General features: G+C 57.9%; 26 protein-coding genes. 16 read left to right on the forward strand and 10 right to left on the reverse strand.

What is annotated here, in order from left to right:
* Positions 1–4 precede the first annotated feature (4 nt).
* Positions 5–2,437 carry an ATP-dependent helicase HrpB gene (hrpB, locus tag GOV88_RS07245; RefSeq protein ID WP_171239999.1) on the reverse strand — a complete coding sequence of 811 codons (2,433 nt, stop codon included), beginning with the start codon at positions 2,435–2,437 and terminating at the stop codon, positions 5–7.
* Between the two features lie 227 nt (positions 2,438–2,664).
* On the opposite strand from hrpB, the gene meaB reads away from it, so the two are divergent.
* The 4 genes from meaB (at position 2,665) to GOV88_RS07265 (ending at position 5,357) form a co-directional block, all read left to right on the forward strand.
* Positions 2,665–3,636, forward strand: a complete 972-nt coding sequence (gene meaB / locus GOV88_RS07250) for a methylmalonyl Co-A mutase-associated GTPase MeaB (RefSeq protein WP_171240000.1) — start codon at positions 2,665–2,667, stop codon at positions 3,634–3,636.
* Positions 3,637–3,799: 163 nt separating this feature from the next.
* Positions 3,800–4,087, forward strand: coding sequence for a 50S ribosomal protein L28 (rpmB, locus tag GOV88_RS07255; RefSeq protein ID WP_039532366.1), 288 nt, complete (start codon positions 3,800–3,802; stop codon positions 4,085–4,087).
* Between the two features lie 362 nt (positions 4,088–4,449).
* Entirely contained in the window at positions 4,450–4,845 is a 396-nt protein-coding gene (locus tag GOV88_RS07260; RefSeq protein WP_254428701.1) for a hypothetical protein, read from the forward strand.
* A gap of 44 nt (positions 4,846–4,889) precedes the next feature.
* Entirely contained in the window at positions 4,890–5,357 is a 468-nt protein-coding gene (locus GOV88_RS07265; RefSeq protein ID WP_171125559.1) for a copper chaperone PCu(A)C, read from the forward strand.
* 82 nt (positions 5,358–5,439) lie between these two features.
* Here the strand turns inward: GOV88_RS07265 and GOV88_RS07270 are convergent, their stop codons facing one another.
* A complete protein-coding gene (locus GOV88_RS07270; RefSeq protein WP_171240001.1) occupies positions 5,440–6,048 on the reverse strand; it encodes an HdeD family acid-resistance protein in 609 nt (202 codons plus the stop codon).
* 64 nt (positions 6,049–6,112) lie between these two features.
* Positions 6,113–6,808 (reverse strand): NAD-dependent deacylase, encoded by a 696-nt coding sequence (locus GOV88_RS07275; protein WP_171240002.1) that lies wholly within the window; start codon positions 6,806–6,808, stop codon positions 6,113–6,115.
* A gap of 28 nt (positions 6,809–6,836) precedes the next feature.
* Between GOV88_RS07275 and GOV88_RS07280 the strand changes: the two genes are divergently transcribed.
* On the forward strand, positions 6,837–7,280 hold the full coding sequence (locus GOV88_RS07280; protein WP_171240101.1) for a low molecular weight protein-tyrosine-phosphatase: 444 nt from the start codon (positions 6,837–6,839) through the stop codon (positions 7,278–7,280).
* Here GOV88_RS07280 and GOV88_RS07285 read toward each other — a convergent pair.
* Both GOV88_RS07285 and GOV88_RS07290 read right to left on the reverse strand, forming a co-directional pair.
* On the reverse strand, positions 7,277–8,218 hold the full coding sequence (locus GOV88_RS07285; protein ID WP_171210897.1) for a LysR family transcriptional regulator: 942 nt from the start codon (positions 8,216–8,218) through the stop codon (positions 7,277–7,279). The genes GOV88_RS07280 and GOV88_RS07285 overlap by 4 nt on opposite strands.
* A 66-nt stretch (positions 8,219–8,284) precedes the next feature.
* Positions 8,285–8,593, reverse strand: a complete 309-nt coding sequence (locus tag GOV88_RS07290) for a hypothetical protein (protein WP_171240003.1) — start codon at positions 8,591–8,593, stop codon at positions 8,285–8,287.
* A gap of 255 nt (positions 8,594–8,848) precedes the next feature.
* Between GOV88_RS07290 and lepA the strand changes: the two genes are divergently transcribed.
* Positions 8,849–10,648, forward strand: coding sequence for a translation elongation factor 4 (gene lepA, locus GOV88_RS07295; protein ID WP_170707663.1), 1,800 nt, complete (start codon positions 8,849–8,851; stop codon positions 10,646–10,648).
* 35 nt (positions 10,649–10,683) lie between these two features.
* On the opposite strand, the gene GOV88_RS07300 is transcribed toward lepA, so the two are convergent.
* On the reverse strand, positions 10,684–11,631 hold the full coding sequence (locus GOV88_RS07300; protein ID WP_171240004.1) for an aldo/keto reductase: 948 nt from the start codon (positions 11,629–11,631) through the stop codon (positions 10,684–10,686).
* A gap of 190 nt (positions 11,632–11,821) precedes the next feature.
* On the opposite strand from GOV88_RS07300, the gene GOV88_RS07305 reads away from it, so the two are divergent.
* The 4 genes from GOV88_RS07305 to GOV88_RS07320 all read left to right on the forward strand — a co-directional run bounded on the left by GOV88_RS07305 (position 11,822) and on the right by GOV88_RS07320 (position 13,647).
* Positions 11,822–12,142, forward strand: a complete 321-nt coding sequence (locus tag GOV88_RS07305; protein ID WP_171121924.1) for a hypothetical protein — start codon at positions 11,822–11,824, stop codon at positions 12,140–12,142.
* Between the two features lie 88 nt (positions 12,143–12,230).
* A complete protein-coding gene (locus GOV88_RS07310; protein ID WP_171121925.1) occupies positions 12,231–12,410 on the forward strand; it encodes a CTP synthetase in 180 nt (59 codons plus the stop codon).
* 118 nt (positions 12,411–12,528) lie between these two features.
* Positions 12,529–13,014, forward strand: a complete 486-nt coding sequence (locus GOV88_RS07315; RefSeq protein ID WP_171240005.1) for a hypothetical protein — start codon at positions 12,529–12,531, stop codon at positions 13,012–13,014.
* Between the two features lie 183 nt (positions 13,015–13,197).
* The gene (locus tag GOV88_RS07320; RefSeq protein ID WP_171210894.1) at positions 13,198–13,647 is read left to right on the forward strand and encodes a hypothetical protein; all 450 of its coding nucleotides are present in this window, start codon (positions 13,198–13,200) and stop codon (positions 13,645–13,647) included.
* Between the two features lie 1,112 nt (positions 13,648–14,759).
* Here the strand turns inward: GOV88_RS07320 and GOV88_RS07325 are convergent.
* Together GOV88_RS07325 and GOV88_RS07330 are read right to left on the reverse strand one after the other, a co-directional pair.
* Entirely contained in the window at positions 14,760–14,897 is a 138-nt protein-coding gene (locus GOV88_RS07325; RefSeq protein WP_171125517.1) for an entericidin A/B family lipoprotein, read from the reverse strand.
* Between the two features lie 280 nt (positions 14,898–15,177).
* Positions 15,178–15,519: a metalloregulator ArsR/SmtB family transcription factor gene (locus GOV88_RS07330; protein ID WP_171121929.1), complete on the reverse strand. Its 342-nt coding sequence runs from the start codon at positions 15,517–15,519 to the stop codon at positions 15,178–15,180.
* A gap of 338 nt (positions 15,520–15,857) precedes the next feature.
* Here GOV88_RS07330 and GOV88_RS07335 point away from each other — a divergent pair, with 338 nt between their 5' ends.
* The 6 genes from GOV88_RS07335 (at position 15,858) to GOV88_RS07360 (ending at position 19,610) form a co-directional block, all read left to right on the forward strand.
* On the forward strand, positions 15,858–16,490 hold the full coding sequence (locus GOV88_RS07335; RefSeq protein WP_039970058.1) for an ATP-dependent Clp protease proteolytic subunit: 633 nt from the start codon (positions 15,858–15,860) through the stop codon (positions 16,488–16,490).
* A 125-nt stretch (positions 16,491–16,615) separates the two neighbouring features.
* Positions 16,616–17,881, forward strand: coding sequence for an ATP-dependent Clp protease ATP-binding subunit ClpX (gene clpX / locus GOV88_RS07340; RefSeq protein ID WP_171121930.1), 1,266 nt, complete (start codon positions 16,616–16,618; stop codon positions 17,879–17,881).
* 61 nt (positions 17,882–17,942) lie between these two features.
* On the forward strand, positions 17,943–18,317 hold the full coding sequence (locus GOV88_RS07345; protein WP_171125515.1) for a Rid family hydrolase: 375 nt from the start codon (positions 17,943–17,945) through the stop codon (positions 18,315–18,317).
* Positions 18,318–18,396: 79 nt separating this feature from the next.
* Positions 18,397–18,780, forward strand: coding sequence for an NADH:ubiquinone oxidoreductase subunit NDUFA12 (locus GOV88_RS07350; RefSeq protein WP_171121932.1), 384 nt, complete (start codon positions 18,397–18,399; stop codon positions 18,778–18,780).
* A 12-nt stretch (positions 18,781–18,792) separates the two neighbouring features.
* A complete protein-coding gene (mlaD, locus tag GOV88_RS07355) occupies positions 18,793–19,245 on the forward strand; it encodes an outer membrane lipid asymmetry maintenance protein MlaD (protein ID WP_171121933.1) in 453 nt (150 codons plus the stop codon).
* Positions 19,242–19,610 carry a DUF2155 domain-containing protein gene (locus tag GOV88_RS07360; protein ID WP_171121934.1) on the forward strand — a complete coding sequence of 123 codons (369 nt, stop codon included), beginning with the start codon at positions 19,242–19,244 and terminating at the stop codon, positions 19,608–19,610. The genes mlaD and GOV88_RS07360 overlap by 4 nt, the downstream gene beginning before the upstream one ends.
* Here GOV88_RS07360 and aat read toward each other — a convergent pair.
* Both aat and accC read right to left on the reverse strand, forming a co-directional pair.
* Positions 19,565–20,197: a leucyl/phenylalanyl-tRNA--protein transferase gene (aat, locus tag GOV88_RS07365; RefSeq protein WP_171240006.1), complete on the reverse strand. Its 633-nt coding sequence runs from the start codon at positions 20,195–20,197 to the stop codon at positions 19,565–19,567. The genes GOV88_RS07360 and aat overlap by 46 nt on opposite strands.
* Before the next feature lie 48 nt (positions 20,198–20,245).
* Entirely contained in the window at positions 20,246–21,595 is a 1,350-nt protein-coding gene (accC, locus tag GOV88_RS07370; protein ID WP_171121936.1) for an acetyl-CoA carboxylase biotin carboxylase subunit, read from the reverse strand.
* Position 21,596 lies beyond the last annotated feature (1 nt).

Consider the following 21,596-nt stretch of genomic DNA (forward strand, 5'->3'; position numbering starts at 1 on the left):
CGTTCTAGCTGCGCCGTTTCGCCCGCAACGTGGGGTCGGCCTGCGTTGGGTCTTCGGGCCAAGGGTGTTTGGGGTATTGCGCGCGCATGTCCTTGCGCACATCGGCATAGGATCCCGCCCAAAACCCCGGCAGATCGCGCGTGATCTGTATCGGTCGCTGCGCCGGAGACAGCAGGGTGATCTTCAACGCTTCACCCCCGACAATCGGGTGACGCGTGACGCCAAACAATTCCTGCAAACGTACCGAGATTTCGGGGACCGCGCCGCCATAGTCGATGGGAACCTTACGCCCGAGCGGTGTTTCAAAAGAGCCGGGCGCGCGGCGATCCAATTCTTGCGTCTGTCCCCAATCCAGACGAGAGCGAAGCGCGGGCAGCAGATCGAACCGTTTCCAGTCTTCAGCATTGCGCACTCCCTCAAGCATGGGCAGCAACCAGTCTTCCACTGTGTCCATCAGGCCCTGAGTCGAGAAGTCCGGCAGGTCCACCCCTTCGGCCCGAACCAGTTCCACGCGCGCCGCCAGACGCGCGGCGGCGCCGTTCAGGACCAACCCGAGGTCTCGCACGCCATCTAGCATGGCGTGGGCGACGGCATCGGACGGGGCCTCTTTCCATATCCGGTCCTCCAGAGTGATTGCGCCAAACCGTTCTTGTCGTCGGGCGATGACCCGCCGGTCGCGTTTCGACCAATCACACGTTTCGACCCAATCGATCTGATCCGCAAACAGGTCGCGGATTTCCCGCTCGGTAATTTGGGCGGCCATGCGTACACGCGCTTCTCGCGGATTTCCATCGGTGTCGGTGACCACAAGATACTGGGCGGCTGCCAGCGTATCTTCACCGCCCAGCACGACCCCTTTGCCGCCGGACAGGACATAGCGTGGCACATCACCCTTTCGCCGCTGTCCGATCCTGTCGGGATATGCAAGCGCGGCCATGGATGCGGGGCTTAGGTCCGAACGACTGCCCCGGTCCCTCAGCCGCTTGGCCTCGGCCTTGATCCGGTCCACCGCGCCTGTGTTCACCTGCCAGACCCGATTGCGTTGAAAGGCCCGAATGTCCCGCAACGCCTCTAGCCGCAGCAGGATATCCGCCGGAGCGCCTTTAAGTGGGTCACGTTCTGCCGTCAGCGCCGCCAGAATTGCTGCATCGGGTCCAGCCTGTACCAGCATGTGCCCAAGGCGCGGATGCAAAGGCAGCGCCGCCAAAGCTCGTCCGTGATCGGTAATCCGGCCGTTGCTGTCGAGCGCGCCCAGCATTTGCAGCAGGTTTCGTGCTTCGGCCATCGCTCCGTCGGGCGGAGGGGTCAGAAAGGCCAGATCACTGGGCGAAGCACCCCAAAGGGCCAACTCCAAGGTCAGCCCGGTCAGGTCGGCGGCTTCGATCTCGGCCGGGGGGTTGGCGGCCAGCGCCCCTTCTTCCCCTTTGGACCAAAGGCGATAGCAAACACCTTTGGCCACCCGCCCGGCGCGACCTGCGCGTTGTGTCGCTTCGGCGCGTGTGACGCGTTCCGTCACGAGGCGGGACATGCCCGAGCCCGGGTCGAACCTTGCCCGCCGCGCCTGTCCCATATCGACGACCACCCGAATATCGGGGATGGTCAGCGATGTTTCGGCAATCGACGTGGCCAATACCACTTTGCGGCCGCTATCAACCGGAGCGATCGCCTTGCGCTGTTCCGCGAAAGGCATAGACCCAAAAAGCGGCCTGATCATGCAGTCCTTGGGCAAGCGACGGGTCAACGCGGCCTCGGCGCGGCGAATTTCACCTTCGCCGGGCAGGAAAACCAGCATTCCACCATCGGTTTCCCGTTCGGCCTGAGTGACCAGATCCACTAATGCGTCCAGCCGTCGCGCCTGTGTTCCCAACGGATAGTCAAGCCAACGCGTTTCAACGGGAAAGCTGCGGCCTTCGGAGGTGACCAGCGGGGCATCCATCAGGCGTCCTACCGGTTCGGCATCCAATGTCGCAGACATGGCCAGAAGGATAAGGTCATCCCTGAGCGCCCCCGTTACTTCAAGACATAAGGCAAGTCCAAGGTCCGCGTTCAGTGATCTTTCGTGAAATTCATCGAAGATAACCGCGCCCACGCCGGGAAGATCGGGCTCGGATTGCAGCATACGCGTCAGAATCCCTTCGGTCACAACCTCGATCCGGGTGGTCTTGGACACTTTTGTTTCGCCACGTACGCGGTATCCGACCGTTTCGCCAGCGCGTTGACCAAGAGTTTCCGTCATGCGTTCAGCGGCTGCGCGCGCCGCCAGTCTGCGCGGCTCAAGCATGACAATCCGACCGTCACACAGCCCGGCATCCAGTATCGCTAACGGCACCCGAGTTGTCTTACCCGCACCCGGAGGGGCCTGAAGCACAGCGCGGCCCGAAGCTTTCAAAGCTTCGATAAGATCGGGAATAGCGTCGTCGATAGGCAGGCGTGTCATGGTGGCTTTATCCGCGAATGGTCCCCCAACGTCCAGTTCCGCCCTGCGGGAACATGGCCAGAGGTGTGCATCAACGGGGATCACGGTTTTCGCAGACGCCAACAGAGGACAGGCCGCAACACCCTAGCGCGAATAGCTGGCCGTGGGTGCATTTCTCGATCCCTATGGTCTGGACAAACACCCCTTCGGGGCGGCAAGTAGACCTGCCGCAAAAGATTGGGGTCAAAATGGAAATAGACGGCCTGGCAGACAGGATTTTGAACGGAGACAGGCGTGCTTTGGCCCGTGCCATTACGCTGGTTGAAAGTGGCCGCGCCGATCATCGGGCGCAGGCGACGGAATTGCTGGCTCAGTTGGCGGGGTTGGAGAGGCAGGCGCTGCGGATCGGATTGTCAGGGACACCGGGGGTGGGCAAATCCACCTTTATCGAGAGCTTTGGCATGATGCTGATCGGTTTAGGGCTTCGCGTCGCGGTTCTGGCTGTTGATCCCAGCTCTGCCCGATCGGGCGGCTCAATTCTGGGCGACAAGACCCGGATGGAGCGTCTGAGCCGTGAGCGCGCCGCCTTCATCCGTCCATCGCCCAGCCAGTCGCATCTTGGCGGCGTGGCCCGTCGCACACGTGAGGCAATCGCATTGTGCGAAGCGGCTGGGTTTGACGTTGTGCTGATCGAAACCGTAGGCGTGGGGCAATCGGAAACCGTTGTGTCCGAACTGTCCGACCTGTTCCTGCTGCTGCTCGCGCCTGCGGGCGGTGATGAGTTGCAGGGCGTCAAGCGCGGTATCATGGAAATGGCGGATATGATCCTGGTGAACAAGGCGGATGGCGATCTCAAGGCGACTGCCACGCGCACCTGCGCTGACTACGCCGGTGCCCTACGTCTACTGCGCAAGCGCCCGCAGGATCCCGAAGGGTTTCCCAAGGCCATGACGGTTTCTGCGGTCGAGGAACACGGGTTGGAAGATGCGTGGTCCGAAATTCAATCCCTGACCCAATGGCGTCGCGACTCGGGTCATTGGGAAAGGAACCGGGCGGTGCAGGCGCAGTATTGGTTCGAGCAGGAAGTGCGTTCGGCGCTTCTGTCGCGGCTGTCGACTGCGCCGGCGCGGGCCGAGATGGAACGTCTGAGCACCGAAGTTTCACACGGCCGGATAAGCCCTGCGGCGGCGGCGGAACAGATGCTGACAACGCTGGCCTGAAGGGGTGACAGGTAAAGTCAAAGAATTCTGCTGGCCTGTCTTGACCCTTCCGGCGATTCCCACTACACGCATCCAACCAGTTTTCGGGCGCGACTTCGGGTTGCGCCCCTTGTGATTTGGCCGAGGGCAGTATGCCCGGCCTCCAGAAACAAAGGAAGAAACCATGTCGCGCCGTTGCGAACTGACCGGAAAAGGCCCGATGACTGGCAACAATGTCAGCCACGCCAAAAACAGAACTCGTCGTCGTTTTCTGCCCAACCTGAACGACGTTACCCTGCAGTCCGAGACTCTGGGCCGTGGCGTCAAGCTGCGCATTTCTGCTGCTGCTCTGCGTTCGGTTGATCACCGCGGTGGTCTGGACGCGTTCCTGGCCAAAGCCAAGGACGAAGAACTGTCCGCGAACGCACTGAAAGTGAAAAAGGAAATCGCCAAGGCACAAGCTTCGGCCTAAACCTTTTTTACTGCGAATTTCAGGCCCTGTACCCATCTGGTGCAGGGCCTTTGCTTTTGCCTGAATTAAGAATGTTCACGATTTCGGCGCAATTGACCCCTGAAACGTAACTTTGATCACATACAGCGAATTCTGAGCGGAATATGTTTATGCATATTTTTGGCGGAGTTTGCCCTCATGTCTTTTAAATCTTTCGATTCTTTCTCAGTGTTGGCCGCATTTTTCGGCAAGACCTTTGGGACATGCTTTCGGATGCAACGTCAGGTGAACCGGCTGCATACGAGTCTGACCAAAGGGTCCGTCAAACGCCCGGAATTAGACCGCTGACACTTTCCTAGGATCCCAAGGCTTCAAGCGTCTGAATGCGCTTGAAGCCGGAATTGTCTCTGGCCTATACCCTAGGCAGAATGAAACCCGCTCTGACCAGAATTCTGCCCTTTGCGCTTTCGCTGCTCGTTATTTTGACGGGGCAGGGTTTTGCAGTTTCGCGCGGGGTCGATGCTGCGGTCGGTCAAATGGTGCTGTGCACCGGAAGCGGTCCGGTGGTTGTCTATGTCGATGCCGAAGGGCAACCGACGCAGGCCCCGCATTTCTGCCCTGACTTTGCTTTGACCGTGTTGGGCGCTCTTTCCATGGCGGAGGCTGCGATTCCCGACGCGCCGAAACAACCCCAGCCGAGGTTGAAGCGTGGCGTGGGTGACCTCATCACGCCGTCGGTTGCCTCACAATCGGCGCGCGCGCCTCCTAGTTTGGCTTGATACTGTTTTCCAATTTATCAAGAACTCAAATCAGGAGAGGCTTTATGTCCTTCACCTACAAACTGCTGGCCACCGTTGCCGCCGTTACTCTTACAACCGCCGCCTGGGCACAGGATAGCATCACCGTCGAGGACGCCTATGCGCGTTCGTCAGGCAAGTCCGCAAAGGCGGGTGCTGCTTTCATGATGATCCAGAACTCTGGTGAGACCGACGACCGTTTGATCGCAGCCGAATCGGATGTTGCGGCACGGGTCGAGCTGCACACTCATCAGGTTGATGCCAACGGTGTGGCCAAGATGCTCCATGTCGAAGAGGGGTTCGTCATCCCGGCCGGAGAAACTCACATGCTGAAGCGTGGTGGCGATCACGTCATGTTTATGGGGATTTCGGCGCCGTTCGAACAAGGTGCAACTGTGCCGGTCACGCTGGTTTTTGAAAATGCTGGTGAGATCGTCGTCGACATCCCAGTCGACCTGGAGCGCAAAGGCGACCACGGGTCACACAACCACTAAGGCTACGCCTGTCTTCGGGCCGCGATGCGGCCGTCATCAATGCGTCAGGCCGGGTAACTCCCCGGCCTGTTTGCGTTGTGCTTCAGCGGTTCACGACGCGCATTGCGATGCGATCATGGGCCCGTTTGAAGCGCGCGGCGAGAAAAAACATGACGACCGAGAAGGCCAGCGCCGAAAAGGCGATTGCCCAACCTAGCGCGACCATTCCGCTGCCGGGCCAGAACAACAGCACCAGTCCGATAACCAGCGCCACAATTCCCGAGTTGCGCACCGTGGCTGCGTCCGGGTTCTGGTCGGGCATCTGACGCCAGGCCATAACCGAGCCCACTCCAACGATCAACGCCCATGCGCCCAGCAGGAAGAAGGTCAGGCGGGCGACACCCTCGGGCCAGATCAACAGAATGAGGCCGATCAGTAGGGCGCCGATGCCGACGCCTCCGATCAGGCCGCGCCGCCCGAAGCCCAGCAAGGTCAGGCCGCCGTCGAATACCAGCAAGAGCCCAGCCAGTCTGAGCAGGAGCGAGATGCTGCCCGTAGGCCAGAACAACGCGGCGATACCAAGCACCCCGGCCAGAATGCCGCGCAGCAGGAAGGTCCACCACAGGTCTGCCAATTGATCGCCAAGCGCGTCTCGGCCATCCGGTCCCTGATCGTCCAGAATTTCGCCTTGTTGGGTATTGGGATCGGTCATGGGAGCCCCTTTGAGAATGGTTACTCCTTAAATGTTAACGATAATTCGGGCTCTTGTCTGCCGGTTATCGTGGCCCCAGCAGGTCGTCCACCCAGCGAGGCACGGTTTCTGACGCCGGGCCAAGTATCACATCATCGAAGCTGGACGCCCCGGTCGACGGCTCAAGGTTAAGCTCAACGGTGCGCGCCCCGGACATGGCGGCTTCGTGCACGAACGCGGCGGCGGGGTAGACCTGGCCCGAAGTACCAATGGATGCAAAGAACGAAGCCCCGGCCAGGTGGTCGTAAATCGTGTCCATGTGGTAGGGCATTTCACCGAACCATACCACGTCCGGCCGTGCGTTGAGGGCGGCGCAAGCTGGGCAGGGTTCACCCACGGACATCTCTGGCGGCGCGGTCCAGCGATGGCCGCACGCAGCACAGAGCGCGCCGGCGAGTATACCGTGCATATGGATTACATCCTGAGCTCCACCCGCTTCGTGCAAGCCGTCGACGTTCTGGGTTACGATCACGACTTCGCCCGGCCAATCGCGCTGAAGGCGTGCAAGCGCGCGATGGGCTAGGTTCGGTTCCGCTTTTGCCGCCTGCGCGCGTCGGGCATTGTAGAACCCCTGCACCAGTGCAGGATCGCGGGCAAACCCTTCTGGTGTTGCCACGTCTTCGATCCGGTATTGTGACCACAAGCCCCCTTCGTCGCGAAACGTGCCCAGTCCGCTTTCCGCAGAAATCCCGGCCCCAGTGAGAATGACGATCTTTTCCATCTTTGTCCCTCGCGCTACACCTTGGCCTATGAGCCACCGTATCCTGTTTGTCTGCCTAGGCAATATCTGCCGTTCCCCAGCCGCCGAGGGCGTTTTTCGGGCGCGTGCGCCGCACCACTCCAGCGACAGTGCCGGGACGGCGGGCTGGCATGTTGGCAATCCACCTTACGGCCCGATGCAAGAGGCCGCCCTTGCGCGTGGGATCGCCTTAAGCAATCTGCGCGCCCGTCAGTTTGCAGCCGAGGATTTCCGCAGGTTCGACCTGATTATCGGAATGGATGCGAATAACATCGCGGATATTGAGGACCTGCGCCCTGAAGGAAACGACACCCCCGTGCGCCTGCTAACCGATTTCGCACCCCACTTGGGGGCCGATCACGTGCCCGACCCGTATTACACGCGCGATTTCGACGGTGCGTTGGACTTGATAGAGGCCGCCGTTGATGGCTTGAATGAGTACTTGGGCGGTTAACCCATGACCTTGAGCCGGTCACTGAGCCATGGCAATTGCTCCAAGGTTGGATCGACGATCTGAGTGCGCATGAGGCGGCGCATCATGCCAGCGACCTCTTGCGGCACCTGATCGGACCAGTCGGTGCGGGTGAACAGTGAGATCATGCGCGCGTATTCCCCGAACGGGGCCGGATGTGCTTCGAGCCCGTCGTGGAAACGTGCCGCACGCATGTACCCCAGCGGGGTCGTTATCGCCCAGCCCAATCCGCGCGCAACCATCGCCATCAGTGCAAGGTGAGATCCGATTTCAAACCGTTCCTCAAATTCAAGCTGCTGCCGGGACATGTGCGCTTCAATCTGGCGGCTTATCAACTGTTCCCGCGCATAGCGCAAAAAGGGCAGGTCCTGCATCGCGTTTGAGGCCCCTTTGGGGGTCACAAGAATAAATGGGTCCTGAACCAACGGGTATTCCACAACGCCTTCAAGCACCTCACCGGAATGTGCGGATACGGCCATGTGCAGGCGCTGGGCCTCGAGGTCCGCAAACAGGTCAAGGCTGGGCAGCGTGATCAGTTTGAACTTTGACCGGGTCAGGCTGTCAGCCAGTAACGTTGCCAACCGCGGCGTCAGGTCGTTGTCGAAGTCGTCGATCAACCCGATGGACAACGTGGTCAGATGGCCAAGGTCCATCACTGTCAGTTCGCTCTGGGCCATCTGGAGTTCGGCCAGAATGGCCTCGGTTCGGGTCAGGAAACTGCGCCCGGCCTGCGTCAGCCGCATAGGGCGACGTCCATGGTCGACCAGTTCGGTGCCTAATGCATTTTCCAGATTGCGCAATTGTTGCGAGACCGATGGCTGGCTGAGGCCTGTAATCTCGGCAGCCTGAGCTACCGAACCTGTCCGCGCCAGCGCTTCGAACACTTCGAGGCCGCGCAGGGTAAGCCCTTTCATAACCATAGAGTACACCTTTCGCTGCGCCTTTTCTGGGGCGCAGGGCGTGTCAGGTCAAGGCGTAGGGCTGGCTTAGCTGCAAATCGCCTGAGCCATTTGGCCAAAGGCCCGATATCTGTCCCACAGGGCATCGTCCCGCGCAGTCTGAGACATCTTTAGCTCTTGCGCTTGGTGTGGGTCGGTGAACCACTTGGCGACGGTTTTCTGGTCGCTGCGTGTAAGGGCCTGATTGGCCACGCGCTGAATGCAACTGCACCGGTCTCGTGTGGCAGCCGAACGGTCGGACGCCAGACATGCCTGTTTGATCTGAGCCGCATCTGCCACCGGAGCCACCGCCATCAGCGACGCGGCCCATATTGCGATCAAGAGGAACTGTTTCATACTCGAGCCTCGTTTTTGCCTGCCCGGAGGGGTCTTGCGCCCCTCTCGGTATGCGCGTGAGTATGAATCAAAGTGGATTCGGGATCAATCTCACGATGCAGAAATGTGATTTCCTTAATTATTGCGAAAAGAATGGCCAAATTAGGGCCACGCGTGGCTGCGCGCGACCCGACAGGTTATTCCAAGGAAATAAGGATCGCAGGCGGCTTTGTCCCACCTTGACCAGCGCCCATTTTCGAACCATATCCCGACGCTATGACAGACCTCGCTCATATCCGCAATTTCTCCATCGTCGCGCATATCGACCATGGCAAATCCACCCTTGCTGACCGGCTCATCCAAGAGACCGGAACAGTCAAGGACCGCGACATGAAAGAACAGCTGCTTGACAGCATGGATATCGAGCGGGAACGTGGCATCACCATCAAGGCCAACACGGTGCGCATCGACTATACCGCCGACAATGGCGAGCAATACGTGCTGAACCTGATCGACACACCCGGCCACGTGGACTTTGCCTATGAGGTCAGCCGGTCCATGCGCGCGGTCGAAGGCTCTCTGCTGGTTGTGGACTCGACCCAAGGGGTCGAGGCACAGACGCTGGCGAATGTGTATCAGGCCATCGACGCTGATCATGAGATCGTGCCGGTGCTGAACAAGATCGATCTGCCCGCCTCCGATTGTGACCGCGTAGCCGAGCAGATCGAGGATGTGATCGGCATTGACGCGACCGACGCCATCCAGGTTTCGGCCAAGACGGGGCAGGGCATCCACGAAACGCTTGAGGCCATCGTGCAGCAACTACCCGCACCGCAGGGCAATCTGGACGCGCCGCTTAAGGCGATGCTGGTGGATTCGTGGTACGACGCCTATCTGGGCGTCATCGTTCTGGTCCGCATCATGGACGGCACGCTGAAAAAGGGAATGCGGGTCAAGTTCATGTCGAACGGCACACTGCACCATGTGGACCGCGTTGGCGTCTTCCGGCCTGAGATGGAGATGGTCGACAGCCTCGGCCCCGGTGAGATCGGCTTTCTCACCGCGTCCATCAAACAGGTCCGCGACACCCGCGTCGGTGACACAATCACCAATGACCGCAACGGGACCGAGGACGCTCTGGACGGCTTCAAACCCGCGCAACCGGTGGTGTTCTGTGGCCTCTTCCCCGTGGACTCGGCCGAATTTGAAGACCTGCGCGATGCGATCGACAAGCTGGCGCTGAACGACGCGTCGTTCTCGTTCGAAATGGAAACCTCGGCTGCGCTGGGCTTTGGCTTCCGCTGCGGCTTCCTCGGCCTTCTGCATCTTGAGGTCATCCGCGACCGGATCGAACGCGAATATGATATCGAGCTCATCACCACCGCACCGTCGGTGATCTATCACGTCTACATGAAAGACGGCGAAATGATCGAACTGCACAACCCCGCCGACATGCCCGATCCGTCCAAGGTCGACCATATCGAGGAACCGCGCATCAAGGCGACCATTCTGGTTCCCGACGAATACCTGGGCGACGTGCTGAAACTGTGTCAGGACCGTCGCGGCATTCAGTTGGACCTGACCTATGCCGGGTCACGCGCGATGGTTGTGTATGACCTGCCCCTCAATGAAGTTGTGTTCGACTTCTATGATCGCCTGAAATCGGTAACAAAAGGATACGCTTCGTTCGACTACCAGATGACCGGCTATACCGAGGATAATCTGGTCAAAATGTCGGTGCTGGTGAATGACGAACCTGTCGACGCGTTGTCGACCATGGTTCACCGCGACCGGGCCGAGATGCGGGGCCGGGCGATGTGCGAAAAGCTCAAGGATCTGATCCCGCGCCACATGTTCAAAATCCCGATCCAGGCCGCCATCGGAGGCAAGGTCATCGCCCGCGAGACCCTCTCGGCGCTGCGCAAGGACGTGACCGCGAAGTGTTATGGCGGCGACGCCACGCGGAAACGCAAACTGCTGGACAAGCAGAAGGCGGGTAAGAAAAAGATGCGCCAGTTCGGGAAGGTGGATATCCCGCAGGAGGCGTTTATTTCGGCACTCAAAATGGACAGCTAAGGCTGTCCATTTTTTCGACTTCGGATTGACCGCTTCTATGAGGTTTCTGGATCGGCGTCCGATTTCCCTAGGTCAGCGAGTTCGGTCCAGGCTGTCTCTGGAATGTCCCAATCCGCCCATTCAAATGTCTGGTTCACGTGCTGCGGCCAAGTCACCCCGCACACTGTAGAGGCAATGTTTTCGTCTTGCAGTGAAAACTGTAGCGCCAGCGCGCCCATGGGAACGTCATGGCGTGCGCAGATATCCTCGACAGCGCGCACTGGGGCGAGCGTTTCTTCTGTTGCTGTTTGATAAACGTAGAAGCTGTGGACTGCGCTGCCTCTTGCCAGAATTCCTCCCGCGTAGGGCGCGGCATTTAACACAGTGATGCCCTTAGAGGCGGCTAGTTCGATTAAGGGCGATGCATTCACGTTTACAAGCGTGTGCCGATTGTGCGTCATTACCACGTCGAAGTCCCAGTCGCGTAGCATAGGCACCAAGACGTCCAGCCGCCCGCCGGCCAAACCGACGGCCGTTGCGAGGCCCTCCTCTTTGATTTTGAACAATTCGTCCAGCGCCCCTCCGCTGCGGGTGATCTCCGACACGTCCTCAGCGTATTCTGGATCATGCAAGTGAAGGATATCGACGCTGTCTACGCCAAGCGCCTTCAGGCTTTGTTCGAGGGACCGCCTTGCTTGGGCAGCGTCAAACACGTTTGTCTCCATGTTACGGTCGATTTTTGTAGATAGTACGCGACCCTCTGGCAGGCCGCCGAGTTCGCGTATTACGCTCCCAATGCGTTCCTCACTGCGGCCCATGGCATAGCCGCGAGCGGTGTCGATAAACCCGTCGGGGCGTGCAAATATTGTGCGCAAGGTTTCTCGCGCCCTGTTCTCATCAACTTCATAACCGTAAATCTGAGGAATGCTGCCGATTCCGGTTGATCCAAAACCAATTCGTGGAATTCGTACTCCGGTTCTACCGATTTCGAAAAAAGATGTCATTGTTTCCATTCTCCACGTCACATTTGAATGTGTAAATTTTTTACGGATCAGCCATTCAATGCAAGATTGGGATCTCAATAAACACACGAGGAGAACCGAGTGTGCGAGTCGAAACTGTGACCAATCTCACAGCCGCAAAACCTCCAATCTGCAATAATTGACCTAATGGCAACCTCAGGAGGAGGCCTCTATGTCAACATCGCTCGTCCCTCTCATCGCATTCGGATCAGCAGGACTCTATTCCGCAGCCATGATCGCGATGAAGTTCTGGTGGAAAATCCCCGGGATCGGCCTCAGCCTGTTAATCGTGGCAACCCTGCTGGCAGCCGCAACGCTAGAGCTTGCCGCCCTGCGCGAGGAGCGGTTGGGTATTATCTATACCGGCATTCTCGGGGGCGAGGTTATTCTGATCGCCATCGCATCCTACTTTCTGTTCGGCGAGAATTTTTCGCACCGCGAGGTTGCGGGGATCGGCCTTGTCTTGGTTGGAACGGTACTAGCATGGGCCTGATCGGGTTGCGCATCCTGACCCAGATCAAGGACCACCCTCAACTTCAGTTCTAGTCTCCGGCAAAACACTCAGAACACACGAGGCCTCTATGTCACCGCTGACGCTGATCCTTCACATTTTTCTTGGCTCCACCCTTGCCGGGTTCGCTGTGATTGCGGTTTTGGTCTTGGGCTATGTCTCGTGGACGGCCATGTTGATCGCTGCGGTTGCGGGCTTTGTTGCGGCCTTCCCTGCCTCGTTCATGGTGGCGCGCAGGCTGGAAGGCTAAGGCCCGGTTTAGACGCAAAGATCGGAATGTGTTATCCTCCGTCCCAGGGGGACCGCGTTCAGGCGGCCTTTTTGATTATATGCTTGCAACGCAAGACCCTCAGAAATGAGAGGTTATTATGCACAAGTTCTTAACAGCGACCGCAGTCACAGCCCTAGCCATCGGCCTGTCCAGCACATTTGCTATGGCCGAAAGCTATGACGCCGCCGGCAAGGGGTCGGGCGTCAGTTCGAACCAGGTCTTCGGCATCTCGGACGGGCATGCGGTGATCAAATCTCAGACCGACTATGACAGTTTCGAGGTTTCCGCCGGTCACCCGTTGGAAGGGGCGACGGGGTCGTGTTTTGGTTCGATGCTGATTAATGGGGCCGAGGTGTCGGGCGCGGGCAATTGCGTCTTTGACACAACCTCCGGCGACAAGGCAGTGATGAGCTGGACCGCCACGGGGATCGGTTCGGACGGCGCATTGACCGGCGACTGGTCGGTATCCGGCGGCACGGGCGGTTGGGCCAACGCCACGGGGGGCGGCACGTTCTCGTCCTTTACCGATCCGGACACGCAGAAATTCGTCAATACGATTTCGGGTAGCTTTGAGCTGAACTGAATCACTATTTTTAACAGGTGCTTAGGAAAGAGCGCTTTGGTAAGAGCGCCCTTTGCGCTGCGTGGCAGGTAAGCGTCACCTAAACCCTTCATGAAGTTTCCCTTAGGTTAGTTGCAACCGGCCCTCTCTCATCCAATCTGTTCAGCAGGCCGGAAACGGCCCAGACCTTTGGGAGGAGAGCCCATGACCAGATATATGACTGCCGGAGCAGCCGCTTTGGCCACGACACTCACCCTTGGAACGGCTGCGATGGCCGATACCACGCCCGATCTGCGCGGCACGTGGGTGGGGACCTATACGACCGTACAACCCACGCATATGCAGCGCGGGACTGAGCCGCGGTTCAACAAGGCCGAATGGATGCTGGATGTTCAGGTGCAGGAAGACAACGTCTTTTGGGGGCCGAGCCTGTGGCGCCGGGACGGTGACACGGACTGGAACCAGAACGAGGCCACCGGGACAATAAGCCTGGATGGATCCGGCAAGATCGGGATTGTCGAAACCTCACCCATGGTGATTGGTGCAAATGCGCTGATCGACGCCCGGTATGAAGACGGAAAGATCTTTGCGGATTTCCGTAGCCTGAGAAACGGAACGACCTACAGCACCGTTCTGGAACGTCAGGTGAACTGAAGCGTTTCCGGCCCGGTTGGGCTGTAGGGGGTACTGGCTGCGATTGTTTGCAGTACGTAATAAGTAACTCCGACCGGGCCGGACGCTTCTCAAAAATGGAACCAATGTCTCCACAGGGAGGAGACGGGTCGGGCGGCAATTCCTCCGTCAGCGGCAGGGTTCGGTTCAATCCATGCTGGAATGCGGCGTTTCTTGGTTTGGGTTAATCGGATCTGGTGAGCTTCAGCGCAGCATCGCAGACGGTTGCAGAAGTGTCGCCCGGCCCCGGTGCCTTTTGTGTGGCTCCCCATTTGAGGCGAATCCGCAGGTGTCGATTCGACGGATCGCGCGTCCGAAAGTTGAACTTCCCGCTCCACTTTCACGTTTCCAGATGTTTGCACATGCAGAAACAGCCGCAAATTCGGGCGCTTCCTAAAGTCTGGACTTTTCCTTGATCAAACCTACGTCTGGGCGCGTTTTCTGGAGTTGTCCACAAAACGCTCCCTGCGGATATCAACACGTTATCCACGGCTAATTTTCATGCTGCAGTGCTATTTTCTTGTCGGGTTACGGTCTGAATGTAACAGTCGCCTTACCGCAGCGGTTCTTAGGGGCCACGGCGGGACGCAAAGGCCAAGGGGTCTGAGTGAAAGGTGGTAAATCTTAGGATATACCAGCGTTCTCAGAGGCTTACCGGTAGGTGATTGATCGAGTTGAGCCGAGGCTCGGATCGTTTGATCAACTTCTCAGAAGGTCAATGCGTGCTGTAAGGCGTCCGCAGGCGCCAAGCAGCAGTCGCGGCTCTTGACTGGGTTGTGACAACTGGATCGGGGCGTCCCTCGGGCGTGTCGACCCGGCAAGGCGTCAGGGGTGTCCGTTCGGGCACATGCAAAGACCGCGTCTGCGCACCTGACGCCTTTTCCTTTTGCCGGTTCCCGGGATTTTACAGGCTGCCACTCTATCCCCCTTTATGATGGGATTGGGGTTCTTGCTATTGTGCAAGAACCCCGAAGTCGTGTCAGAAATGCAATGCCGCGTCTATGCACCTGTAAGGCAACGATAACGCGGAAGGCTCAGATAATCAACCATATGTAGGGGGTGCGTGTCGCCTTTGCGCAACATAAGGGTTGCGGTCAAAGGGCTTGCTGTACGTCGCTGGCCGTATCCGAAATCGCATCGCCCGCTTTTTCAATATCGCGTCCAACGCCTTTTGCCGTTTCGCAGGCAGTCAGTGCAAACAAGGTCAATCCAAGCAGAATTGTGCGGATCATTGCTTTCTCCATAGGTGTTTATGTCGACGTGCGTAGCAGTTTTCCAATGTTGAAACCAGCGTTTTGCTGACGGTTGATGAGCCGCTCAAGCCGACGCGAAACCGGCGGGTAGTCGAGAATTCGGCATGTCGAAACAGGCGGTCCCCGAAGCGGGTCAGAGGTGCTGGTCAAAAGGAAACCCAGCAACCCATGAACCGCGTTCGAACTGCCGATTAACAGAGGTCGAGATTCTTGCGCCGGTTGAATGGATGTATCAAAACGCCCGGGGCGTGCGACTGCGTCAGGCAGTCTCTTCGCGGCAGAAAATCTCGTAGACAACTTCCAACATGCGGCGGGGACGGTCATCTGCCAAACGGTAGAAAATAGCTTTCCCTTCGCGGCGGGGCGTTACCAACCCTTCAAGGCGCAGGCGCGACAATTGCTGCGAGACCGCCGCTTGGCGGGCGGATAGCAGTTCCTCTAGTTGCGTAACCGATTTTTCACCCGACACCAGATGACACAGGATCAAAAGCCGCCCTTCATGGCTGATCGCCTTCAGAAAGTTGGATGCGCGTGCGGCGTTTCCTGCAACGCGCTCGAGGTTTTCAGAAAATGAATCCTGTGAAAGCTCTGATAGTGCCATATGCGTTTTCCTTTTGGGCCGGGCATGCGCGTGGTTGGCGGGTTCCATATCGCCGCCAAGAGCGGACGCTTTATCTATTTTGGCGACGAATTTCTATATGTAAGAATCAAAATGACGTGATGAGAAAAACTCAGCCTGCCCGCATGACGGGTCGCGGCTTTCAAGGTTCAGGTCATGCCTGGGAACCGGACAGTTGCGAAGTGCGCTTGGTGGGGGAAACGCCGCGTTCACGGCATAAGTATTCAGCCCCCCTTGCAGCCCCCCGGTGCCGACACTAAGACTCGGGTAATGTTTCTTCGGGTAGTATCCCGATCCATAGCAAGACAGGCAGGTTCCTAATGTTCGATCCCGTTGATACCTATATGAATACGCTCGTCCCGATGGTTGTTGAGCAGACCAGCCGTGGCGAACGCGCATATGACATTTTCTCGCGCCTTCTGAAAGAGCGGATCATTTTCATCAATGGCCCGATCCACGACGGGATGAGCCATCTGGTCGTGGCGCAATTGTTGCATCTTGAGGCTGAAAACCCGAACAAGGAAATCTCGATCTACATCAACTCACCTGGCGGTGTTGTGACCAGCGGATTGTCGATTTACGACACAATGCAGTATATCAAGCCGAAATGTTCGACTTTGGTGATCGGTCAGGCGGCCTCGATGGGGTCTGTTTTGCTGGCTGGTGGCGAGAAGGGGATGCGCTTTTCACTACCAAACAGCCGGATCATGGTTCACCAACCCAGTGGCGGTTATCAGGGTCAGGCGAGTGATATCATGATTCACGCGGCCGAGACGCAAAAACTCAAGGATCGCCTGTATGATATATACGTGCGCCACACCGGGCAGACGAAAAAGGCGGTTGAAAAAGCCTTGGATCGCGACAACTTCATGAGCCCGGAAGAGGCGAAAGACTGGGGTCATATCGACGAAATCGTCGAAAATCGCGCCAAAATGGATGGCGATGAGGCCTAAAAAATAGTCCCCGCGTTAAGGGCGCGGGGTACATTTTTGACATTGTAGCGGCCCCGGCGGTGGCCTAAGCTGCAGGCAAGAGCGGCCCAAAGCGGGTCGCAGGGACGAAGCCCGAAAGGTAGAACATGGCGACGAATTCAGGCGGTGACGGCAAGAACACGCTCTACTGTAGCTTCTGTGGCAAGAGCCAGCATGAGGTGCGCAAGCTGATTGCCGGCCCCACAGTTTTCATCTGTGATGAATGCGTCGAGCTGTGCATGGACATCATCCGCGAGGAAACCAAGGCCAGCGGTCTGAAATCCACGGATGGGGTACCGACGCCCAAGGATATTTGCGAGGTTCTGGACGATTACGTGATCGGCCAGGCGACGGCCAAGCGGGTTCTGTCGGTGGCGGTGCACAACCACTACAAACGCCTGAACCACGCCCAGAAAGCTGGCGGCGACATCGAATTGGCCAAGTCCAACATTCTGTTGATAGGTCCCACCGGTTGCGGCAAGACGCTGCTGGCGCAGACCTTAGCGCGGATTCTGGACGTGCCGTTCACCATGGCGGATGCAACCACGCTGACCGAAGCCGGTTATGTGGGTGAGGATGTCGAGAATATCATCCTCAAACTGCTGCAGGCGTCGGAGTATAATGTCGAGCGTGCGCAGCGCGGCATTGTCTATATTGACGAGGTCGACAAGATCACGCGCAAATCCGAGAACCCCTCGATCACCCGTGACGTATCGGGCGAGGGCGTGCAGCAGGCGCTGCTGAAACTGATGGAAGGCACCGTGGCCAGCGTGCCGCCACAGGGCGGCCGCAAGCATCCGCAGCAGGAATTCCTGCAGGTGGACACCACGAATATCCTGTTCATCTGCGGCGGTGCGTTTGCCGGTTTGGACAAGATCATCGCACAGCGCGGCAAGGGCTCGGCGATGGGCTTTGGCGCTGACGTTCGCGACAATGATGAGCGTGGCGTCGGTGAAATCTTCAAGGATCTGGAGCCCGAAGATCTGCTGAAATTTGGCTTGATCCCAGAATTTGTTGGCCGTCTGCCGGTTCTGGCAACGCTGGAAGACCTGGACGAAGATGCGCTGGTGACGATCCTGACCAAGCCCAAGAACGCTCTGGTCAAGCAATACCAGCGGCTGTTCGAACTTGAAGACGCAGAGCTGGCCTTCACCGATGACGCGCTGAAAGCGATCGCCAAGAAAGCGATTGAGCGTAAGACCGGTGCGCGTGGTCTGCGATCAATTCTGGAAGACATTCTGCTTGACACGATGTTCGAACTTCCGGGTCTGAAAAACGTGACCGAGGTTGTTGTGAACGAAGAAGCGGTGTCTTCGGACTCGCAACCGCTGATCATCTATGCTGATGCGGCTGAGTCTGCTTCGGCCGGGTAAGTTCAAAGCCTCCTGACATATTCGGCGCGGTTCCTCCGCGCCGTTTTCTTTTGAGGGCACTATGGCAATTAGACGTATTTCTTCAGGCGGGGAATTCGAGGCCAAAGTCGGATATTGCCGCGCCGTGGTGGCGAATGGATTTGTCTTTGTTGCCGGAACCTGCGCTCAGGGCGACGACATTCCCAAAGATATTGTTGGTCAGTGCAGGTCCTCTCTTGATGCAATTGGAAAAGCACTGGCTGAGGCTGGGACGGATTTCGCGCATGTGGTCCGTGTAAACTATTACTTGCCGGACATGAGTGAGTTTGAACTGTGTTGGCCTTTGTTGGTTGAGGCATTCGGAGCCAACCCGCCAGCGGCAACAGTTACCGAATGCAATCTCATCACGCCTGAAGATCGCATTGAAATCGAAGTGACCGCAGTTTTGCCGGAATAGGGGCTACGGTATTAGTGACACTGGACCTTGGCGAGCCTTTGGTCCATATCTGCAGGAGCAGAAATACCGGAGGCAGACGATGGGAATCCTGAATAATCTTTTGCGAGCCGTAACCTGGTGGAATGGGGCCACTCTGAATACGCAGCTCTACACGGCGCGTAAGGGAACCAAGGTTGGCGAAGATAACGAAGGTAATGTTTTCTATCGTAATGCCGACGACAGCAAGCGCTGGGTTATTTTTAATGGTGAGGCCGAGGCCAGCCGGATCGACCCTGACTGGCATGGATGGTTGCATCGGACTTGGGACGAGCCGCCGACAGACAAGCCGTTGCAGCATAAAACCTGGGAAAAACCACATCAGGAAAATTTGACAGGTACGGCTTTGGCCTATGCTCCTGCAGGTTCGTTGCGCCGACCCAATCCGGTCGAACGTTCGGACTACGAGGCTTGGACCCCAGAATAAGCGAGGCGAGCAATGTCGAGCTATAATGTAACCGAAGTCCTGGTGGGCGGGGCCGTGTTGGCCTGTGCTGTGGCATTTGGCGTTTATGCCAGCCAATCGACTGGCCTGTCGCAAAGCGGACCGGGATATGAATTGGGCGCATCATTCAGATCGCTGGAAGGTGTTGGCGTTGGCACTGACGTTCGTCTTGCTGGTGTCAAGATCGGGACCGTGACAGGCGTTGCGCTGAACCCCGACACGTATCGCGCGGATACAACGTTTTCGATTTCTGATGGAATATTGGTGCCCGACGACAGCGCGATCGTCATCTCATCCGAAGGATTGCTGGGCGGAAACTTTGTCGAAGTGATGCCCGGTGGATCGCCCTTCTTTTTCGAACCTGGTGATCAGGTTGAGGATACGCAGGGTGCGGTCAGTCTGATTTCGCTGCTGGTCAAATTTGTGGCTGGGGATGGTGGCGAATGAAGCGCCTGTTTCTGATAGCAGCGCTGCTTGCATCCACCGGCGCAGCAGCCCAGCAAAAGGTTCAATCCGGCCCGGGCGCGATGCTGCGTGGTTTGGACAAGGTGAACGGCCACACCGTTGACGTCGAATTGCAAAGCGGTCAGACCGAGGCGATTTTTGGACTGGATGTGGCTTTGGGCGATTGCCGTTATCCGGCTGATAATCCGACCGGGGACGCCTTTGCCTATCTCACGATTTGGGAAAAAGGCAAGACAGATCAATTGTTTGATGGATGGATGATCGCCACATCCCCGGCGCTGAACGCGCTGGATCATTCACGTTACGATGTCTGGGTAATCCGCTGTATGACACCGTCCGGCAACTGATCCAATTCTGCGGTGAAGTCTGCGCTGGCCTCAATCGCCTCTTCCAAAGCCTGTCTGTACTGAGCGCGCGGAACTTCGATCGCGCCTAATGACGCCAGATGAGCGGTCAGAAATTGCGTGTCAAATAACTGAAATCCGGTGCGCCTTAGCCGATCAACCAGATAGGCCAACGCAATTTTTGAGGCATCCGTTCGCCGTGAAAACATGCTTTCTCCGAAGAACGCAGCACCCAAGGTTACTCCGTAGACGCCGCCGACCAGTGCCTGTCCATCCCAGATTTCTAATGAATGGGCATGGCCGGATTGGTGCAGGCGTTGATACAGATTTCTCAGCTCTGCGTTGATCCAGGTGTCTGCGCGATCGGCGCAGCCGTCGACGACGCCAGAGAAGTTCTGATTGATCGTAACTGAGAAACCGCAGTTTCGGATTCGCCGCGCAAGGCTGCGGGATATGTGGAACCCGTTCAGAGGGATAATGCCCCGAAACTTTGGGTCGACCCAGAACAAATCCGGGTCGTCGCGGTGTTCGGCCATCGGGAAAATACCGATGGAATACCCATGCAGTAGGAGTTCGGGAGAAAGGCTCATACAGACAGTCCGACGTTCGAAGGGCCGAAGCCCTTCGAAGTGGTGGTGTTACTCGGCCATGTTCTCCGCAAGCCAATGCTCCAGCCAGTGAATGTTGTAGTCGCCGCTGTGAATGTCGGCTTCTTGGAGCAGAGCATGGAACAGCGGCACCGTGGTGTCGATTCCATCCACGATCAATTCACCCAGGGCTCGGTCCAGACGCGCCAACGCCTCGGCCCGGTCGCGGCCTTGCACGATCAGCTTGGCAATCAGCGAGTCGTAATAGGGCGGGATCGAGTATCCGTCATAGAGCGCCGAATCCATCCGCACACCCAGACCGCCGGGCGCGTGATAGGCGCTGATCTTTCCGGGGCAGGGCGAGAAGTTGGGCAGCTTTTCCGCGTTGATCCGAACCTCGATGGCGTGGCCGTTGATTTCCAGATCGTCCTGACCGAACGACATGTCCTCGCCTGCTGCCACACGGATTTGTTCGCGCACCAAATCGACGCCGAAAATGCCCTCGGTCACCGGGTGTTCCACCTGCAAGCGGGTGTTCATTTCGATGAAATAGAACTCGCCATTCTCATACAGAAATTCGATTGTGCCCGCGCCGATATAATTGATCTTCGCCACAGCGTCGGCGCAGATTTTACCAATCTTGGCACGTTCTTCGGGGGTGATGCTGGGGCCGGGGGCCTCTTCAAAGACCTTCTGATGGCGGCGTTGAAGCGAGCAGTCACGTTCGCCCAGATGGACAGCCTTGCCTTTGCCGTCGCCAAAGACCTGAATCTCGATATGGCGCGGTGTGGTCAGGTATTTCTCGATATAGACCTCGTCATTGCCAAAGGCGGCTTTGCCTTCGGCGCGTGCGGTCATGAACGCGCTTTCCATCTCATCCGCGGTCTGCGCAACCTTCATGCCGCGTCCGCCGCCACCGGCAGTTGCTTTGATGATGACGGGATAGCCGAATTCCTCACCAATGCGCTTGGCGTCTTCCAAAGTCGGAACGCCGCCGTCTGAACCGGGTACGCATGGCACGCCAAGGGCTTTCATCGTGTCCTTGGCGGTAATCTTGTCACCCATCACGCGGATATGTTCGGCGGTGGGGCCGATAAAGGTGATGTCGTGATCTTCGACGATCTGCACAAACTCAGCGTTTTCGGACAGAAAGCCATAGCCGGGGTGGATCGCCTGCGCCCCTGTGATTTCACAGGCCGAGATGATGGCTGGCACGGACAGATAGCTTTGCGGGCTGGGCGGGGGGCCGATGCAGACAGATTCGTCTGCCATGCGGACGTGCATTGCGTCGCTGTCGGCGGTGGAATGGACGGCAACCGTCTTTATCCCCATCTCGCGCGCGGCGCGGATGACGCGCAGGGCGATCTCGCCTCGGTTGGCAATTAGGATCTTGTCGAACATG

The organism is Ruegeria sp. HKCCA5491 (assembly GCF_013034565.1).
GTDB lineage: Bacteria > Pseudomonadota > Alphaproteobacteria > Rhodobacterales > Rhodobacteraceae > Ruegeria.

Coding starts and splice junctions, on each gene's coding strand:
- hrpB (WP_171239999.1), bottom strand. CDS start 2,437: ATGACACGCCTGCCTATCGACGACGCTATTCCCGATCTTATCGAAGCT.
- meaB (WP_171240000.1), top strand. CDS start 2,665: ATGGAAATAGACGGCCTGGCAGACAGGATTTTGAACGGAGACAGGCGT.
- rpmB (WP_039532366.1), top strand. CDS start 3,800: ATGTCGCGCCGTTGCGAACTGACCGGAAAAGGCCCGATGACTGGCAAC.
- GOV88_RS07260 (WP_254428701.1), top strand. CDS start 4,450: ATGCGCTTGAAGCCGGAATTGTCTCTGGCCTATACCCTAGGCAGAATG.
- GOV88_RS07265 (WP_171125559.1), top strand. CDS start 4,890: ATGTCCTTCACCTACAAACTGCTGGCCACCGTTGCCGCCGTTACTCTT.
- GOV88_RS07270 (WP_171240001.1), bottom strand. CDS start 6,048: ATGACCGATCCCAATACCCAACAAGGCGAAATTCTGGACGATCAGGGA.
- GOV88_RS07275 (WP_171240002.1), bottom strand. CDS start 6,808: ATGGAAAAGATCGTCATTCTCACTGGGGCCGGGATTTCTGCGGAAAGC.
- GOV88_RS07280 (WP_171240101.1), top strand. CDS start 6,837: ATGAGCCACCGTATCCTGTTTGTCTGCCTAGGCAATATCTGCCGTTCC.
- GOV88_RS07285 (WP_171210897.1), bottom strand. CDS start 8,218: ATGGTTATGAAAGGGCTTACCCTGCGCGGCCTCGAAGTGTTCGAAGCG.
- GOV88_RS07290 (WP_171240003.1), bottom strand. CDS start 8,593: ATGAAACAGTTCCTCTTGATCGCAATATGGGCCGCGTCGCTGATGGCG.
- lepA (WP_170707663.1), top strand. CDS start 8,849: ATGACAGACCTCGCTCATATCCGCAATTTCTCCATCGTCGCGCATATC.
- GOV88_RS07300 (WP_171240004.1), bottom strand. CDS start 11,631: ATGACATCTTTTTTCGAAATCGGTAGAACCGGAGTACGAATTCCACGA.
- GOV88_RS07305 (WP_171121924.1), top strand. CDS start 11,822: ATGTCAACATCGCTCGTCCCTCTCATCGCATTCGGATCAGCAGGACTC.
- GOV88_RS07310 (WP_171121925.1), top strand. CDS start 12,231: ATGTCACCGCTGACGCTGATCCTTCACATTTTTCTTGGCTCCACCCTT.
- GOV88_RS07315 (WP_171240005.1), top strand. CDS start 12,529: ATGCACAAGTTCTTAACAGCGACCGCAGTCACAGCCCTAGCCATCGGC.
- GOV88_RS07320 (WP_171210894.1), top strand. CDS start 13,198: ATGACCAGATATATGACTGCCGGAGCAGCCGCTTTGGCCACGACACTC.
- GOV88_RS07325 (WP_171125517.1), bottom strand. CDS start 14,897: ATGATCCGCACAATTCTGCTTGGATTGACCTTGTTTGCACTGACTGCC.
- GOV88_RS07330 (WP_171121929.1), bottom strand. CDS start 15,519: ATGGCACTATCAGAGCTTTCACAGGATTCATTTTCTGAAAACCTCGAG.
- GOV88_RS07335 (WP_039970058.1), top strand. CDS start 15,858: ATGTTCGATCCCGTTGATACCTATATGAATACGCTCGTCCCGATGGTT.
- clpX (WP_171121930.1), top strand. CDS start 16,616: ATGGCGACGAATTCAGGCGGTGACGGCAAGAACACGCTCTACTGTAGC.
- GOV88_RS07345 (WP_171125515.1), top strand. CDS start 17,943: ATGGCAATTAGACGTATTTCTTCAGGCGGGGAATTCGAGGCCAAAGTC.
- GOV88_RS07350 (WP_171121932.1), top strand. CDS start 18,397: ATGGGAATCCTGAATAATCTTTTGCGAGCCGTAACCTGGTGGAATGGG.
- mlaD (WP_171121933.1), top strand. CDS start 18,793: ATGTCGAGCTATAATGTAACCGAAGTCCTGGTGGGCGGGGCCGTGTTG.
- GOV88_RS07360 (WP_171121934.1), top strand. CDS start 19,242: ATGAAGCGCCTGTTTCTGATAGCAGCGCTGCTTGCATCCACCGGCGCA.
- aat (WP_171240006.1), bottom strand. CDS start 20,197: ATGAGCCTTTCTCCCGAACTCCTACTGCATGGGTATTCCATCGGTATT.
- accC (WP_171121936.1), bottom strand. CDS start 21,595: ATGTTCGACAAGATCCTAATTGCCAACCGAGGCGAGATCGCCCTGCGC.